The organism is Pantoea sp. ICBG 985, from assembly GCF_002928365.1.
GTDB classification, from domain to species: domain Bacteria; phylum Pseudomonadota; class Gammaproteobacteria; order Enterobacterales; family Enterobacteriaceae; genus Pantoea; species Pantoea dispersa.
Genome location: NZ_POWM01000008.1, coordinates 1 through 13,956 on the forward strand (window position 1 = coordinate 1; position 13,956 = coordinate 13,956).

Here is a 13,956-nt window from a genome sequence, read left to right on the forward strand (position 1 = left end):
TCAATCTGAGCCATGATCAAACTCTTCAATTTAAAGTTTGATTTGCTGCAACGAGTGCAGCGATGCTCTGTGAATTAAACTTCGTAATGAATTACGTGTTCACTCAGCAAAGACTTGATATTTTTTAAAGCCCGTAGGCTTGTGATATCAATCCTGCGAGTGCCCACACAGATTGTCTGATAAATTGTTAAAGAGCGGTGCGACGCGGCGTTCGGCCTGCTGTCGCGAGGTGGCGTATATTACGCTTTCCTCCTTCAGAGTCAAACACTTTTTTCAGCGTTTTTCTCCGGCGGGGTGAATCACTTCACGCCCTGCTGAGCCGTCTGCGTTGCCGCTTTGCCGTCTCAGTGGTGGCGCATTATAGGGAGTTAATTCTGGCTGACAAGGGTTTATTGCAAAAAAATGATCGTTCGGCCTAAATTTCACCACTACGCGTTATTTTGCGGCAATTTGCCTGGTAACTGTGCGAAATCCTGGGCAAAAAGCGTGACTTGCTGCCAGTCAGTGTATTCAACTTCTTTGGTGGTATCCGTTTCGCCGCCAGTCATACGCATAATGAACTGAATCATGACGCGATCGAACCAGCGATAGCGTGGATAGCGCAACGCACCGGCAAACACCGCACAGCGATCCGGTTGCCACGGTGACTGCGCCAGGAACTTACGCGTATAGGCATTGGTTTCCGGCGTGCACTTATCGGCTTTGCGCGCAGTAAGATTGACGCTGAAAAAGCCGCTAACGCGCTGCTGCAGTTCCGCCTTATATTGCGTGACGAATCTCATCAGCTCGGGCTGGAAGTGACCATAGCGAATCGAGGCGCCAATCAGCACGCGATCATATTGTGCCCACTCCACCTGCGGTGCCTGCGCCAGATCCAGCACATCACACAGCTGCTGCGGTGTCAGCGTGCGGGCAATACGCGCCGCGATTTCACGGGTTTGCCCGTCGCGGCTGGAATAAAGAATTAACGCTTTCATCACTCATTCCTGTTTTATTATTCGCGCCAGAAGGTGGGCGTGAACAGCACCAGCAGCGTGAACACTTCAAGGCGTCCAAACAGCATGGTGGAGATTAAAATCCACTTGGCGACATCATTCATCGACGTGAAGTTATCTGCCACCACACCCAGACCCGGGCCAAGGTTATTCAGCGTCGCCGCCACCGCGGCGAAGGCCGAGAAGTCATCCACGCCGGTGGCGATAATCGCCAGCATGCTGACCAGAAACACCAGCGCGTAAGCCGAGAAAAAGCCCCACACCGCTTCGAGAATACGTTCCGGCAGCGCACGATTCCCCAGTTTAATGGTATAGACCGCATTGGGATGCACCAGGCGTTTCAGTTCGCGCGACCCTTGCTTGCACAGCAGCAGAATACGAATCACCTTCAGGCCACCGCCGGTCGAACCCGCCATACCGCCGATAAAGGCTGAACACAGCAGCAGCACCGGCAGGAACAGCGGCCAGCGCGCAATACTGTCGGTGGTAAAGCCCGCCGTCGTCGCCATCGATACCACCTGGAAAAACGCCTGATTGAGGGTTTGCCAGCCGCTGGAATAGACATTATGGAACCACAGCACCAGGGTACAAATCAGCACCAGCGTCAGCTGCACGCCAATGAACATGCGGAATTCCGGATCGCGCCAGTAAACTTTCAGGTTTCGCCCGCTGAGCAACGAGAAGTGCAGGCCGTAGTTACAGCCGGAGATCAGCAGGAAAATCGCCACGATGGTATTAATGGTCGGGCTATTGAAGTAGCCGATGCTGGCATCATGGGTAGAAAAACCGCCGATGGCGATGGTCGAGAAGCTGTGGCCGATAGCATCAAACATCGGCATGCCCGCCAGCCACAGCGCCAGCGCACAGGCCACCGTCAGCAGCACGTAAATCAACCACAGGGTTTTCGCCGTTTCGGCAATGCGCGGGCGCATTTTGTTATCTTTCAGCGGTCCCGGCATCTCGGCGCGGTACAGCTGCATGCCGCCGACGCCGAGAATCGGCAGAATGGCCACCGCCAGCACGATGATCCCCATGCCGCCAAGCCACTGCAGCATCTGACGATAGAACAGAATCGCTTTCGGCAGCGAGTCGAGCCCTACTAACGTAGTGGCACCGGTGGTGGTTAAGCCCGAGAAGGATTCGAAGAAGGCGTCGGTCACCGACAGGTGTGGCTGCTCGGCGAAGATAAACGGCATTGCCCCCACGCTGCCCAGTACGGTCCAGAACAGCACCACAATCAGAAAGCCTTCACGCGGTTTCAGCTCACTTTTTTGTTTGCGGTTGGGCCACCACAGCAGCGAACCGATGACGATCGCCATCATAAACGTCTGACTGAACGCGCGCCCGGCACCGTCGCGATAAATCAGGGCCACTAAGCCTGGCAGGATCATGGTTACCGAGAACAGAATCACCAGCAGGCCCACGATGCGGGTAATGGCGCGAAAATGCATTCAGCCGTTTCCTTTAAACAGATGCGGTTAGTTGTCCAGCGGGATCAGCGCCAAAGCGCCCCGGCTGTAATCAGAAAGGTTTTGCCTGAAGCCATCAATCTGCGGATGGGGCAACGCCAGACGTAGCGTAATGCGATCCTGATAATGGCTCTGTTCAATGCTGCCGTCAAAACGCTGCAGCAGGCGCTCTATATCGCTCAGCTGCGCATAGTCACACTGCAGGGTAAAACGTTGCATCGGCACTTTGCGCTGGCGCGCCAGCAGCTTCAGCCCCTGCTGCACGCCGCCACCGTAGGCTTTTACCAGCCCGCCGGTGCCCAGCATGATACCGCCATAATAGCGCACCACCACGGCGGTGATCTCGCCCACGCCACTGCCCATCAGCTGCGCCAGCATCGGCTTACCGGCCGTGCCGGAGGGTTCGCCATCGTCAGAAAACCCCAGCTGTTGTGAATCATCGGGCGCGCCTGCCACCCAGGCCCAGCAGTGATGCCGCGCGGTCGGGTGTTCGTGCTTTACCTGCTGCACAAAGGCGCGCGCAGCGGCCACCCCATCGGTATGCGCCAGCAGGGTAATAAAGCGGCTCTTTTTGATGGTCTCCTCGCTGAGACTGACGGCCTCAGCGGGAATGTCGTAAGCGTCCATCAGGCCAGATGCAAGTCACGCGTCATGTTTTCGATGCGGCTGGCGTGAATCACCACATTATCCTCGATACGAATGCCCCCGTACGGCTTCAGGGCATCAATCGCCTGCCAGTCAAAGTGCTGACTAAACTTACCGCTGCGCAGCGGCGCCAGCAGTGAATCGATAATATAGAAGCCCGGTTCAATGGTCAGCACCATGCCCGGCTGCAGTACCCGCGTACAGCGCAGATAAGGATACTGCGATGGCGCCGCCAGATGCGTGCCGCTGTCGTCCTGCATAAACCCGGCAACGTCGTGCACCTGCAGGCCCAGCGGATGGCCGAGACCGTGCGGCATGAAGGGGCCGGTGAGGTTTTCCGCCACCAGCGTCTCTTCGCTCAGCCCCTGCACCAGTTCAAACTTCAGCAGCAGACGCGCGATACGCTGATGCATTTGCAGATGGTAATCGGTATAGCGCACGCCAGCTTTCAGCGTGGCGATCAGCGCCAGCTCTTCTTTATTCATCGCGGCAACCATTTCCGCGTAGCGCGTTTTGCTCTGCGCCGCGTAGCTGCGCGTCAGGTCTGCCGCATAGCCAAGATACTCTGCGCCGGCATCAATCAGGAAGCTGTGACGTTTCGCCGGCGGCTGATGGTCAAGCCGGGTGTAGTGCAACACCGCAGCATGTTCATTCAGCGCGATGATATTGCCATACGGTACATCAATGTCACGGTGGCCGGTGGCGGTCAGATAGGCAAGATTGATATCAAACTCGCTCATGCCGGAGAAGAACGCCTCTTTCGCTGCGCGATGGCCTGCCACCGCCAGCTTCTGCGCTTCGCGCATACAGGCCAGCTCGTAATCGGTTTTGATGCTGCGATGATAATGCAGGAAGTCGATGACGCCCTGAGGATTGATCCCCTCGCTGCGGATGCCCAGTTGGGTGGCGCGGGACGGTACCGGCCCGATATAGGCCACATTGTCGCGCTGTGCCGGCAACAGCTGAGCGATATCGTCAGCGTTTTTCAGGCCGATGACCTCGACATCCTGGGTCCAGAAGCTGTCCGGCAGTGGCTCGACGTTGTGCCAGTAATCGACCGGCGAGTAGAACCACAGTTTGGGTTTATTCACGCCATCGATCCACAGCCAGCAGTTGGGCACCTGCGTCACTGGCACCCAGGCTTTAAACTGGGGATTCACCTTAAACGGATAGTCATGATCGTCAAGAAATACGGTCAGCAACTCGCCTGAATGAATTAGCATGGCGTCCAGCTTAAAGCGCGCCAGCACCTGTTGCGCACGCTGCTGCAGCGTTGAGATATGCGCGTGATACAGGGTTTTCAGTGAATCCATGGACTTGTCTCCGATGTCGCGAAAGTGGCGGCAGTGTAGCACAGCCGCGCGGGGGATGCCGTGCTGCGCGCGCTGTGATCGCCGTATCAAATAAGCAAACTCTCGTTTGCAAAAAATTAACATGACACCCACACTCCTGATCATCTGGTATGACCAGATCACCTTTCGCGTTTCAGGAGACGGACATGCTCTACCAAGGCGATACCCTTTCAGTGCACTGGCTTGACGATGGCATCGCCGAGCTGGTTTTTGATGCGCCCGGTTCGGTGAACAAACTTGATACCAAAACCGTCGCCGCCTTAGGCGAGGCGCTGAGCGTACTGGAGCAGCAAAGCACGCTGCGCGGCCTGCTGCTCTCTTCCGCCAAACCGGCGTTTATTGTCGGGGCGGATATCACAGAATTCCTGTCGCTGTTTGATGCGCCCGCTGAGCAGCTCAGCCAGTGGCTGACATTCGCCAACAGCATCTTTAATCGTCTGGAAGATTTGCCGGTGCCGACGATCGCCGCCATTGACGGCTACGCACTGGGCGGGGGCTGCGAGTGTGTGCTGGCAACCGACTTCCGCGTGGCCACGCCCACCGCGCGCATTGGCCTGCCGGAAACCAAACTCGGCATTATGCCGGGCTTCGGCGGCAGCGTGCGTCTGCCGCGCCTGCTCGGTGCCGACAGCGCGCTGGAGATCATCGCCGCCGGCAAAGATATTGATGGCGCGAGCGCGCTGAAGCTCGGTCTGGTGGATGCGGTGGTCAGCGGCGAGAAGCTGCGCAGCGCGGCGCTGACCATGCTGCAGGATGCCATAGCCCAGGGCAGCTGGCAGGCGCGTCGTGCGCCGAAGCTGGCACCGCTTAAGCTGAGTCCGATTGAAGCTGCGATGAGTTTTACCCTCGCCAAAAGCATGGTGCAGCAAACCGCCGGTAAACACTATCCGGCGCCGATCGCCGCGGTGCGAACCATCGAAGCGGCAGCGGGCTTAGGTCGTGATGATGCGCTGAAGCTGGAAACCGCTGCTTTTGTGCCGCTGGCGCAGAGTGATGTGGCACGCGCGCTGGTCGGCATCTTCCTCAATGACCAGTACGTAAAAGGGCTGGCGAAGAAACACAGCAGCGCGGCCGGCACGCCAGAGCAGGCGGCGGTACTGGGCGCAGGGATCATGGGCGGCGGGATCGCCTGGCAGTCGGCCTGGAAAGGCGTGCCGGTGAAGATGAAAGATATTAATCCGCAGGCGCTGACGCTGGGCATGAATGAAGCCAGCAAGCTACTTAATAAGCAGCTGGAGCGCGGCAAAATCGACGGCACGAAGCTGGCGAGTGTGCTGGCGAGCATTCAGCCGACGCTGGATTACAGCGGCTTTGATCGTGCCGATGTGGTGGTCGAAGCGGTGGTCGAGAATCCGCAAATTAAAGCCAAAGTGCTGGCTGAAACCGAGCAGCAGCTGCGGGATGATGCCGTGCTGGCCTCGAATACCTCCACCATTCCGATTAGCCAGCTGGCGCAGGCGCTGCAGCGTCCGCAAAATTTCTGCGGCATGCACTTCTTTAATCCGGTGCCGCGTATGCCGCTGGTCGAAGTGATTCGCGGTGCGCAAACTTCTGAAGCCACTATCAGTAAAGTGGTGGCGTGGGCCAGCAAGATGGGTAAAACGCCGATTGTGGTCAATGACTGCCCCGGCTTCTTTGTGAACCGCGTGCTGTTCCCCTACTTTGCCGCCTTCAGCCTGCTACTGCGCGACGGCGCGGATTTCCGCCAGATCGATAAAGTGATGGAGAAGCAGTTTGGCTGGCCGATGGGGCCGGCGTGGCTGCTGGACGTGGTGGGCATTGATACCGCGCATCATGCGCAACAGGTGATGGCGCAGGGCTTCCCGTCGCGGATGCAGAAAGATTACCGCGATGCCATTGATGTGCTGTTTGAAGCCAAACGCTACGGCCAGAAAAATGGCCAGGGCTTTTACCGCTGGGAACAGGACAAAAAAGGCAAAGCGCAGAAGCGCGCCGATGCAGATGTCGATGCGCTGCTGGAGCCGGTATGTGAACCGAAGCGGGTATTCAGCGATGAAGAGATCGCCAACCGCATGATGCTGCCGATGCTCAACGAAGTGGTGCGCTGCCTCGAAGAAAACATCATCGCTTCCCCCGCCGAGGCGGATATGGCGCTGGTGTATGGCTTAGGCTTCCCGCCGTTCCGCGGTGGCGCGTTCCGCTATATGGACACGCTGGGTATCAGCAATGTCGTCGATCAGGCTAAACGCTACCTCGCGCTCGGCCCACTGTACGCGCTGCCTGAGCTGCTGGTTCAGAAAGCCCATCAGCATCAGAGCTGGTATCCCGTCGCTCAACCGATTGATGCAGCGGCGCTGCAAACTGCCTGAGGTAATGAACATGGAAAACGTAGTGATTGTTGATGCCGTGCGCACGCCGATGGGCCGTTCCAAAGGCGGCGCCTTTCGCCAGGTGCGCGCCGAGGATCTCTCCGCCCATCTGATGCGCGAACTCCTCAGCCGCAATCCGGCCGTCGATGCCGCCGCGCTGGATGACATTATCTGGGGCTGCGTGCAGCAGACGCTGGAACAGGGCTTTAATATCGCCCGCAACGCCGCGCTGCTGGCGGAGATCCCGCATCGCGTGCCGGCCAGTACCGTCAATCGCCTGTGCGGCTCGTCCATGCAGGCGCTGCACGATGCGGCGCGCGCGATTATGGTCGGCGATGCCCACAGCTGTCTGATTGGCGGCGTGGAACATATGGGCCACGTACCGATGAACCACGGCGTGGATTTTCATCCCGGCCTGGGGCGCACCGTGGCGAAAGCGGCTGGCATGATGGGGCTGACCGCCGAGATGCTGGCGCGCATGCACCACATCAGCCGTGAACAGCAGGATGCCTTCGCGCTGCGTTCACACCAGCGCGCTGCGGCCGCCACTCAGCGCGGTGATTTCAAACGCGAAATCGTGCCGACCTACGGCCACGATGCCGATGGCGTGCTGAAACGCTATGACAGCGATGAAGTGATTCGCGAAGACACCAGCCTTGAAGGCTTAGCCGCGCTGCGTCCGGCGTTCGATCCGGTCAACGGCACGGTCACCGCCGGCAGTTCGTCGGCGCTGTCCGACGGCGCGGCCGCCATGCTGATCATGAGCGAGAGCCGCGCGCGCGAACTGGGGCTGTCGCCGCGCGCACGCATCCGCAGCATGGCGGTGGTCGGCTGCGATCCGTCGATCATGGGTTACGGCCCGGTACCGGCCAGTAAGCTGGCGCTGAAGCGCGCCGGGCTGAGCGTGCAGGATATCGATCTGTTCGAACTCAACGAAGCCTTCGCCGCGCAGACGCTGCCGTGCCTGAAAGATTTAGGGCTGCTGGAGCAGCTGGATGAGAAAGTGAACCTTAACGGCGGCGCAATCGCACTCGGGCATCCGCTGGGATGTTCCGGCGCGCGTATCAGCACCACGTTGCTGAATCTGATGGAGCGACGCGATGCACAGTTTGGTCTGGCAACCATGTGCATTGGCTTAGGCCAGGGCATCGCGACGGTATTCGAACGGGTTTAATACGTTGACCACTACACTTGCACGTGTTCCCGCCCAACCGGGCGGGCTTTTTTTGCAGCGGCACGTGCATGCGCACCGCATCACACATCAGATAAAGGCAAACGCATCGCCATACATCTGCGCTTCTAACGCACCACGTTCGGCACAGAAGCGCTCGCGGGCAATTTTTGCCATCTCAAACCGGCCAGCAATATAGATATCGTGTCCACTCAGGCTGGCATAATCCTGCATCACCGCGGTCAGCACCGTGCCGCTGCGCCCCTGCCAGTCCTCCGCCGGCTGCTCCACCACCGGAATCACTTTCAGGTTCGGATGCTTCACCGCCAGCGCATTGAGCTCATCCAGATCGTACAGATGTCTCAGCTCGCGGCCGCCCCAGTAGATAGCGATGTCGCGATCCGGCTGCTGCGCCAGCGCGGTCAGCAGAATCGAACGCGCATAGGAGAAGCCGGTGCCGCCGGCAATCAGCACAATCGGCCGCGCGCTGTCTTCACGCAGCCAGGCGTCGCCGTGCGGCATATCTACGGTGATCTGCCGATCATTTTTGATGCGATCCATCACCGCCATGGCGTACAGGTTCAGCTCTGAGGCACCAATGTGCAGCTCAATGATGTCCTTTTCCATTGGCGTCGATGCCAGCGAAAACGGGCGCTTGTCGCGCTCATCCATCACCACCATCAGATACTGGCCGGCGCGGAAGCTAAAATCCGCCGCCGGAATTAACCGCACGCGGTAAACCGTGTCCGTAATTGCTTCAACCGAAGTCACTTTGCAGCTTAACGTCGTCATAGGTGCCCTTTTTTATGGTTCTCAGCCGCTATCAGCGCTGCGGCGGCTCGGCAAAGATCGCTAACTCATCCCAGATTGCATCAATACGCGCCGTAACCGCAGGATCTTTCACAATCGGCGTCCCCCATTCACGCTGGGTTTCACCCGGCCACTTGTTGGTGGCATCCAGTCCCATCTTCGAGCCAAGTCCGGAAACCGGCGAAGCGAAGTCGAGATAGTCAATTGGCGTGTTTTCTACCAGTACCGTATCACGCGCCGGATCCATCCGCGTGGTGATGGCCCAAATCACGTCGTTCCAGTCACGCGCGTTGACGTCATCGTCACACACAATCACAAACTTGGTGTACATAAACTGGCGCAGGAACGACCACACGCCGAACATCACGCGCTTGGCGTGACCGGCATACTGTTTTTTAATCGTCACTACCGCGAGGCGATAAGAGCAGCCTTCCGGCGGCAGATAGAAATCCACAATCTCCGGGAACTGTTTGATCAGAATCGGCACCAGCACTTCGTTCAGCGCCACGCCCAGTACCGCGGGCTCATCCGGCGGACGGCCGGTGTAGGTGGAGTGATAAATCGGGTTGCGCCGCTGGGTCACGTGCGTCACGGTAAACACCGGGAAGCTGTCTACTTCATTGTAGTAGCCGGTGTGATCGCCGTACGGCCCTTCCGGCGCCATGTCGCCCGGTTCGATGTAGCCTTCCAGCACGATTTCGGCGCTGGCCGGCACTTCCAGATCGTTCGAGACGCACTTCACCACCTCGGTTTTGTTGCCGCGCAGCAGACCGGCAAACGCATATTCCGATAGCGTATCCGGCACCGGCGTGACCGCGCCAAGAATGGTGGCCGGATCGGCGCCCAGCGCCACCGCCACCGGGAAGCGTTCACCGGGATGCGCTTTGCACCACTCCTGGAAATCCAGCGCGCCACCGCGATGCGACAGCCAGCGCATGATCACCCGATTTTTACCAATCACCTGCTGACGATAAATGCCGAGGTTCTGCCGCTCTTTATGCGGTCCACGCGAGACGGTTAATCCCCAGGTAATCAGCGGCGCCGCATCGCCCGGCCAGCATTTCATGACCGGGATGCGCGCCAGATCGACCTCGTCACCGCTGAAAATCTCTTCCTGACACGGCGCATTACGCAGCCGTTTGGTCGGCATATTCAGCACCTGTTTGAACTGCGGCATCTTATCGAACAGATCGCGGAACCCCTTCGGCGGCTCCGGCTCTTTCAGAAACGCCAGCAGCTTACCCACCTCGCGCAGCGCGCTGACCTCTTCCTGGCCCATACCCATGGCTACGCGCTTCGGCGTGCCAAACAGGTTGCACAGCACCGGCATGCTGTAGCCCTTCGGGTTTTCGAACAGCAGCGCCGGGCCACCGGCCCGCAGCGTGCGGTCGGCGATTTCGGTCATCTCGAGGACAGGATCGATCTCCTGAGTGATGCGCTTTAACTCGCCGCGCTGTTCCAGCAGCGCGAGAAAGTCTCGTAAATCCTGATATTTCATGCGGCGTTAGTCTTCCGGCCAGAGTGAAGCGTCATTATAAGTTTGTTCACGCCAGCGTGTTTGAGTTTCTGCGTCAGGCGGGCTGACAGGAAAACGGCACCAGCGACTGCAGGGCCAGCACATCGTGATAAGCGGCAATCGCTTCACCGTGACGGAACACTTTGAAATCTTCACCGCGCGCGCTGTAGTAGCGCAGACGGTTCTCACTGACGTGCAGGAAGCTGGCTTCCCGCAGCGCAATCACCGACTCTTGCGGATTCACCGTGCAGAATTCGGCCAGACGCTCATCACGGGTTTCGCCCATATGGCCGCTGACGTGCGCATCCAGATAGTGAGGATTGATTTGCACCGGGAACAGCCCCAGCGCAGGCAGCACCACGCTGCTGCGTACCGGCATATCATTGGTGGTGCGAATCGACGGTGTCGCCACATTGCAGCCTGCGCTCCAGCCAACGTAAGGGACGTCGCGCTCGCGCACTGCGCGCTGAATCGCCACGATCAGCCCCTGCTCGTGCAGCATCTGGTTCAGCAGCCAGGTATTGCCGCCGCTCACCAGAATCAGCTCCGCCTGCTCAATGGCCGCAACCGGTGTCTCGAACTCGTGTACCGTGCTCACCGGAATGCCCAGTGACTGAGACAACGCCTGCGCACGCTGGGCGTGATCGTCACGAATAATGGCGTAGGGCACCAGCACCGCCGAGGTGATGCCGCGCTGGGCAATCATCGCGTGCAGCTGCGGATGCGCATAGCTCAGCAGCGGCGCATCGTCGGCCACTTTGCCATTGCTCAGTAAAAACAGTTCCATCAGCCCGTCCTTTTTCTTCGCCTAATGGGTTGGCAGTCTGATACAGATGATCGCCAGACGTCAATTTTCTTGCTGAAAAGCGTTAGTTCGCCGCACCAATCGGAAAATTCGTAGAGATTTTTCTTGTGTGACCGGGTTTCCGGCCGCCGATGCGCTATAACTCTGACAACAGGTTTGTTATTCTTAGCGTCCATTATTTGGGAGCAGTTATGGAATCCTGGTACTTACTCTATTGCAAACGTGGTCAGCTGTTGCGCGCGAAGGAGCATCTTGAGCGGCAGGAGGTGAATTGCCTCAGCCCGATGATCGCTCTGGAGAAGATGGTGCGCGGCAAACGCACCACCGTGAGTGAGCCGCTGTTTCCCAACTATCTGTTTATCGAATTCGATCCGGAAGCGATTCACACCACCACCATCAGCAGCACGCGCGGCGTCAGCCACTTTGTGCGCTTTGGTGCCATGCCCGCCACGGTGCCGTATGAAGTGATCGAAGCGCTGCAAACCGATGCGCCGCAGATCCTGCTGGATCCGGAAACGCCGCAGGTCGGTGATGAAGTGCTGATCACCGACGGCACCTTTGAAGGGCTGCGCGCTATCTTTGCCGAGCCCGATGGCGAAACCCGCTCAATCCTGCTGCTTAACCTGCTGAATAAACAGGTGATGCGCAGCGTGGACAACAAGCAGTTCCGTAAGGTTTAAGCCAGCCTGAATAGCTGACGTGCGTTGTGGTCGACGCGTGCCGCCAGTGCGTCTGGCTGTTCACCACGCCAGTGCGCCACCTGCTGAACGATATGCGGCAGAAAGCAGGGTTCGTTACGGCGCGAGGTCGGACGCGGTCGCATATCGCGCGGCAGCAGATAGGGCGCGTCCGTCTCCAGCAGCAGACGATCTGCCGGAATCAGCGGCAGCATGTCACGCAGTGCCATTCCGCGCCGTTCATCGCACACCCAGCCGGTAATGCCCACCGATAAGCCCAGCGCCAGGCAGGCTTCCAGCTCGTCACGCGTGCCGGTAAAACAGTGCACCACCGCGCCCACCAGTTTCGGCAGCCACGGCTGCAGCACCGCCAGAAAACGTTCATGCGCCTCACGACAGTGTAAAAACACCGGCAGCTGCAGTTCTGCCGCCAGCTGGAGCTGCGCATCAAACGCGTACTCCTGCTGCTCGTGCGCGGAAAGATTCCGGTTGAAGTCGAGTCCGCATTCACCAATCGCGACCACCTGCTCGCTGTCAGCCAGCCGGCGCAGCGTACTGGCGGTTTCCGCCGACCACTCGCTGGCATGATGCGGGTGCACGCCGGCGGTCGACCAGCAGTAGCCCGCGTGCCGGGTCGCCAGCTGACGCGCCTGCTGGCTCTCCAGGGCATTGGTGCCGGTGATTAACAGGCCGGTGACGCCTGCTTCGCGCGCGCGTTTTACCACCTGATCGCGATCTTTTGCGAATTGCGTGCTGGTCAGGTTTACACCGATATCAAACATGTTTGCTCCCCATTCCGTCTTCAAGCGACGGATAGAAAAAACCGCCCGGCAGGCGGGCGGTTAAGATTCATCATCACCCCATCAGCGGGATGCCCTGCATAAAAGACATCAGGCGTCGGGGTTCTGTTCCTCATCGTCTGCCGCCTGACGTCCTTTACCCACATAGTAGCGGGAGAAGAATACGCCGACTTCAAACAGGCAGTACATCGGAATAGCGAGCAAAGTTTGCGAGAAAACGTCCGGCGGTGTGAGCAACATCCCAACCACGAACGCGCCGACCAGAATATACGGCCGTTTCTTTTTCAGATCGTCCGGGCTGGTAATGCCGGTCCAGCACAGCAGCACGATGGCAATCGGTACCTCAAACGCCACGCCAAACGCCATGAACAGCGTCATGACAAAGTCGAGGTAGTTAGTGATGTCCGTGGCGATGGTGACGCCCTGCGGCGCGGTTTTGGCGAAGAAGCCAAATGCCAGCGGGAACACAATGAAGTAGGCAAAGGCCACGCCGACATAAAACAGCAGCGTACTGGAGAACAGCAGCGGCATCACCAGGCGGCGCTCATGGCGATACAGCGCGGGGGCGACAAACGCCCAGACCTGATAAAGAATCACCGGCACCGCAAGAAACACCGACACAATGATGGTCAGTTTGATCGGCGTAAAGAACGGTGAGGCCACGTCGGTGGCGATCATGCTGGCGCCGGCGGGCATCTGGCTAATCAGCGGTGCTGCCACCGCGTGATAGATGTCGTTGGCGAAGTAAACCAGACACAGGAAGATAACAAACACCGCGATGATGCAGTTCAGCAGACGCTTGCGCAGCTCAATCAGGTGGCTGATGAGCGGTTGGGTATCTTCAACGGCCATGTTTATCGTTCATCTTTTACGGGAGGAGTGGACGCAGGCGCGACGGAGTCGCTGTGGCTGGTGGCTGGTGCAGGCTGCGGCGCCTGCGCCGGGGCGCTGGCCTGATGTGCCGCGCTGGCCGGCGTCACGACGCTGTGCGGCTCTGCGGGCTGCGGTGCGGCAGCGGGCTGTGGCGCGGCAGCGGGCGGCTGATGAATGGTGTTGGCTTCATCTTCCGCTTTCTCGATATCGATGCTTTGCTGCACCGAGCGCTTCATGGAGTCCGCGGTTTTACGCAGCTCTTCCATGGATTGCTTCAGCTCCGGCGACAGCGTGCCGCGTCCTGCCTCTTCGACCTTTTTCAGGCTGTCCTGCAGCTCCTGCAGTTTCAGCTCCTGGGCCAGTTCGTTCTGCACATTAGCAGCCAGCGAGCGAATGGCCCGGATCCAGCCAACAACGGTTTTCACCGCAACCGGTAAGCGCTGCGGGCCCAGTACAATCAGCCCGATCACGAACACCAATACCAGTTCACTAAAACCAATATCGAACACAGTT

At 58.8% G+C, this 13,956-nt stretch carries 13 protein-coding genes; 3 read left to right on the top strand and 10 right to left on the bottom strand.

Annotated elements, in window-relative coordinates; all coding sequences use genetic code 11:
* Positions 1–428 precede the first annotated feature (428 nt).
* Genes hemG through pepQ form a run of 4 tightly spaced genes read right to left on the bottom strand, consistent with a single transcriptional unit; the run spans position 429 to position 4,422 of the window.
* Positions 429–977: a menaquinone-dependent protoporphyrinogen IX dehydrogenase gene (hemG, locus tag C1Y42_RS19985; protein WP_104094209.1), complete on the bottom strand. Its 549-nt coding sequence runs from the start codon at positions 975–977 to the stop codon at positions 429–431.
* A 17-nt stretch (positions 978–994) separates the two neighbouring features.
* Complete coding sequence (trkH, locus tag C1Y42_RS19990; RefSeq protein ID WP_021506935.1) at positions 995–2,446, bottom strand: Trk system potassium transporter TrkH; 1,452 nt, start codon at positions 2,444–2,446, stop codon at positions 995–997.
* A 27-nt stretch (positions 2,447–2,473) separates the two neighbouring features.
* Positions 2,474–3,091, bottom strand: coding sequence for an IMPACT family protein (locus tag C1Y42_RS19995; RefSeq protein ID WP_021506936.1), 618 nt, complete (start codon positions 3,089–3,091; stop codon positions 2,474–2,476).
* Complete coding sequence (gene pepQ / locus C1Y42_RS20000; protein ID WP_058758128.1) at positions 3,091–4,422, bottom strand: Xaa-Pro dipeptidase; 1,332 nt, start codon at positions 4,420–4,422, stop codon at positions 3,091–3,093. Before pepQ ends, C1Y42_RS19995 begins: the two co-directional genes overlap by 1 nt.
* Positions 4,423–4,607: 185 nt before the next feature.
* Between pepQ and fadB the strand changes: the two genes are divergently transcribed.
* Both fadB and fadA read left to right on the top strand, forming a co-directional pair.
* Entirely contained in the window at positions 4,608–6,791 is a 2,184-nt protein-coding gene (gene fadB / locus C1Y42_RS20005) for a fatty acid oxidation complex subunit alpha FadB (protein ID WP_104094210.1), read from the top strand.
* A 10-nt stretch (positions 6,792–6,801) separates the two neighbouring features.
* Positions 6,802–7,965 carry an acetyl-CoA C-acyltransferase FadA gene (fadA, locus tag C1Y42_RS20010; RefSeq protein WP_031279606.1) on the top strand — a complete coding sequence of 388 codons (1,164 nt, stop codon included), beginning with the start codon at positions 6,802–6,804 and terminating at the stop codon, positions 7,963–7,965.
* An 87-nt stretch (positions 7,966–8,052) separates the two neighbouring features.
* Here fadA and fre read toward each other — a convergent pair whose 3' ends face one another.
* The 3 genes from fre to pepE all read right to left on the bottom strand — a co-directional run bounded on the left by fre (position 8,053) and on the right by pepE (position 11,075).
* The gene (gene fre / locus C1Y42_RS20015) at positions 8,053–8,754 is read right to left on the bottom strand and encodes an NAD(P)H-flavin reductase (protein WP_021506940.1); all 702 of its coding nucleotides are present in this window, start codon (positions 8,752–8,754) and stop codon (positions 8,053–8,055) included.
* A gap of 31 nt (positions 8,755–8,785) precedes the next feature.
* A complete protein-coding gene (gene ubiD, locus C1Y42_RS20020) occupies positions 8,786–10,270 on the bottom strand; it encodes a 4-hydroxy-3-polyprenylbenzoate decarboxylase (RefSeq protein ID WP_021506941.1) in 1,485 nt (494 codons plus the stop codon).
* Between the two features lie 73 nt (positions 10,271–10,343).
* On the bottom strand, positions 10,344–11,075 hold the full coding sequence (gene pepE / locus C1Y42_RS20025; protein WP_104094211.1) for a dipeptidase PepE: 732 nt from the start codon (positions 11,073–11,075) through the stop codon (positions 10,344–10,346).
* A gap of 209 nt (positions 11,076–11,284) precedes the next feature.
* Here pepE and rfaH point away from each other — a divergent pair, with 209 nt between their 5' ends.
* Positions 11,285–11,773, top strand: a complete 489-nt coding sequence (rfaH, locus tag C1Y42_RS20030) for a transcription/translation regulatory transformer protein RfaH (RefSeq protein WP_104094212.1) — start codon at positions 11,285–11,287, stop codon at positions 11,771–11,773.
* Here the strand turns inward: rfaH and tatD are convergent.
* The 3 genes from tatD to tatB all read right to left on the bottom strand — a co-directional run bounded on the left by tatD (position 11,770) and on the right by tatB (position 13,952).
* Positions 11,770–12,552, bottom strand: a complete 783-nt coding sequence (tatD, locus tag C1Y42_RS20035) for a 3'-5' ssDNA/RNA exonuclease TatD (protein WP_058758125.1) — start codon at positions 12,550–12,552, stop codon at positions 11,770–11,772. The two genes, rfaH and tatD, sit on opposite strands and share 4 nt — an antisense overlap.
* A 108-nt stretch (positions 12,553–12,660) precedes the next feature.
* The gene (tatC, locus tag C1Y42_RS20040; RefSeq protein ID WP_021506945.1) at positions 12,661–13,422 is read right to left on the bottom strand and encodes a Sec-independent protein translocase subunit TatC; all 762 of its coding nucleotides are present in this window, start codon (positions 13,420–13,422) and stop codon (positions 12,661–12,663) included.
* 2 nt (positions 13,423–13,424) lie between these two features.
* The gene (gene tatB / locus C1Y42_RS20045; RefSeq protein WP_104094213.1) at positions 13,425–13,952 is read right to left on the bottom strand and encodes a Sec-independent protein translocase protein TatB; all 528 of its coding nucleotides are present in this window, start codon (positions 13,950–13,952) and stop codon (positions 13,425–13,427) included.
* Positions 13,953–13,956: the final 4 nt, after the last annotated feature.

Excerpts from the sequence above, each read along its gene's own strand:
- C1Y42_RS19995 (WP_021506936.1), bottom strand. The coding sequence starts at position 3,091 with ATGGACGCTTACGACATTCCCGCTGAGGCCGTCAGTCTCAGCGAGGAG.
- ubiD (WP_021506941.1), bottom strand. The coding sequence starts at position 10,270 with ATGAAATATCAGGATTTACGAGACTTTCTCGCGCTGCTGGAACAGCGC.
- tatC (WP_021506945.1), bottom strand. The coding sequence starts at position 13,422 with ATGGCCGTTGAAGATACCCAACCGCTCATCAGCCACCTGATTGAGCTG.
- rfaH (WP_104094212.1), top strand. The coding sequence starts at position 11,285 with ATGGAATCCTGGTACTTACTCTATTGCAAACGTGGTCAGCTGTTGCGC.
- fadB (WP_104094210.1), top strand. The coding sequence starts at position 4,608 with ATGCTCTACCAAGGCGATACCCTTTCAGTGCACTGGCTTGACGATGGC.
- tatD (WP_058758125.1), bottom strand. The coding sequence starts at position 12,552 with ATGTTTGATATCGGTGTAAACCTGACCAGCACGCAATTCGCAAAAGAT.
- pepQ (WP_058758128.1), bottom strand. The coding sequence starts at position 4,422 with ATGGATTCACTGAAAACCCTGTATCACGCGCATATCTCAACGCTGCAG.
- fre (WP_021506940.1), bottom strand. The coding sequence starts at position 8,754 with ATGACGACGTTAAGCTGCAAAGTGACTTCGGTTGAAGCAATTACGGAC.
- pepE (WP_104094211.1), bottom strand. The coding sequence starts at position 11,075 with ATGGAACTGTTTTTACTGAGCAATGGCAAAGTGGCCGACGATGCGCCG.
- trkH (WP_021506935.1), bottom strand. The coding sequence starts at position 2,446 with ATGCATTTTCGCGCCATTACCCGCATCGTGGGCCTGCTGGTGATTCTG.
- hemG (WP_104094209.1), bottom strand. The coding sequence starts at position 977 with ATGAAAGCGTTAATTCTTTATTCCAGCCGCGACGGGCAAACCCGTGAA.
- fadA (WP_031279606.1), top strand. The coding sequence starts at position 6,802 with ATGGAAAACGTAGTGATTGTTGATGCCGTGCGCACGCCGATGGGCCGT.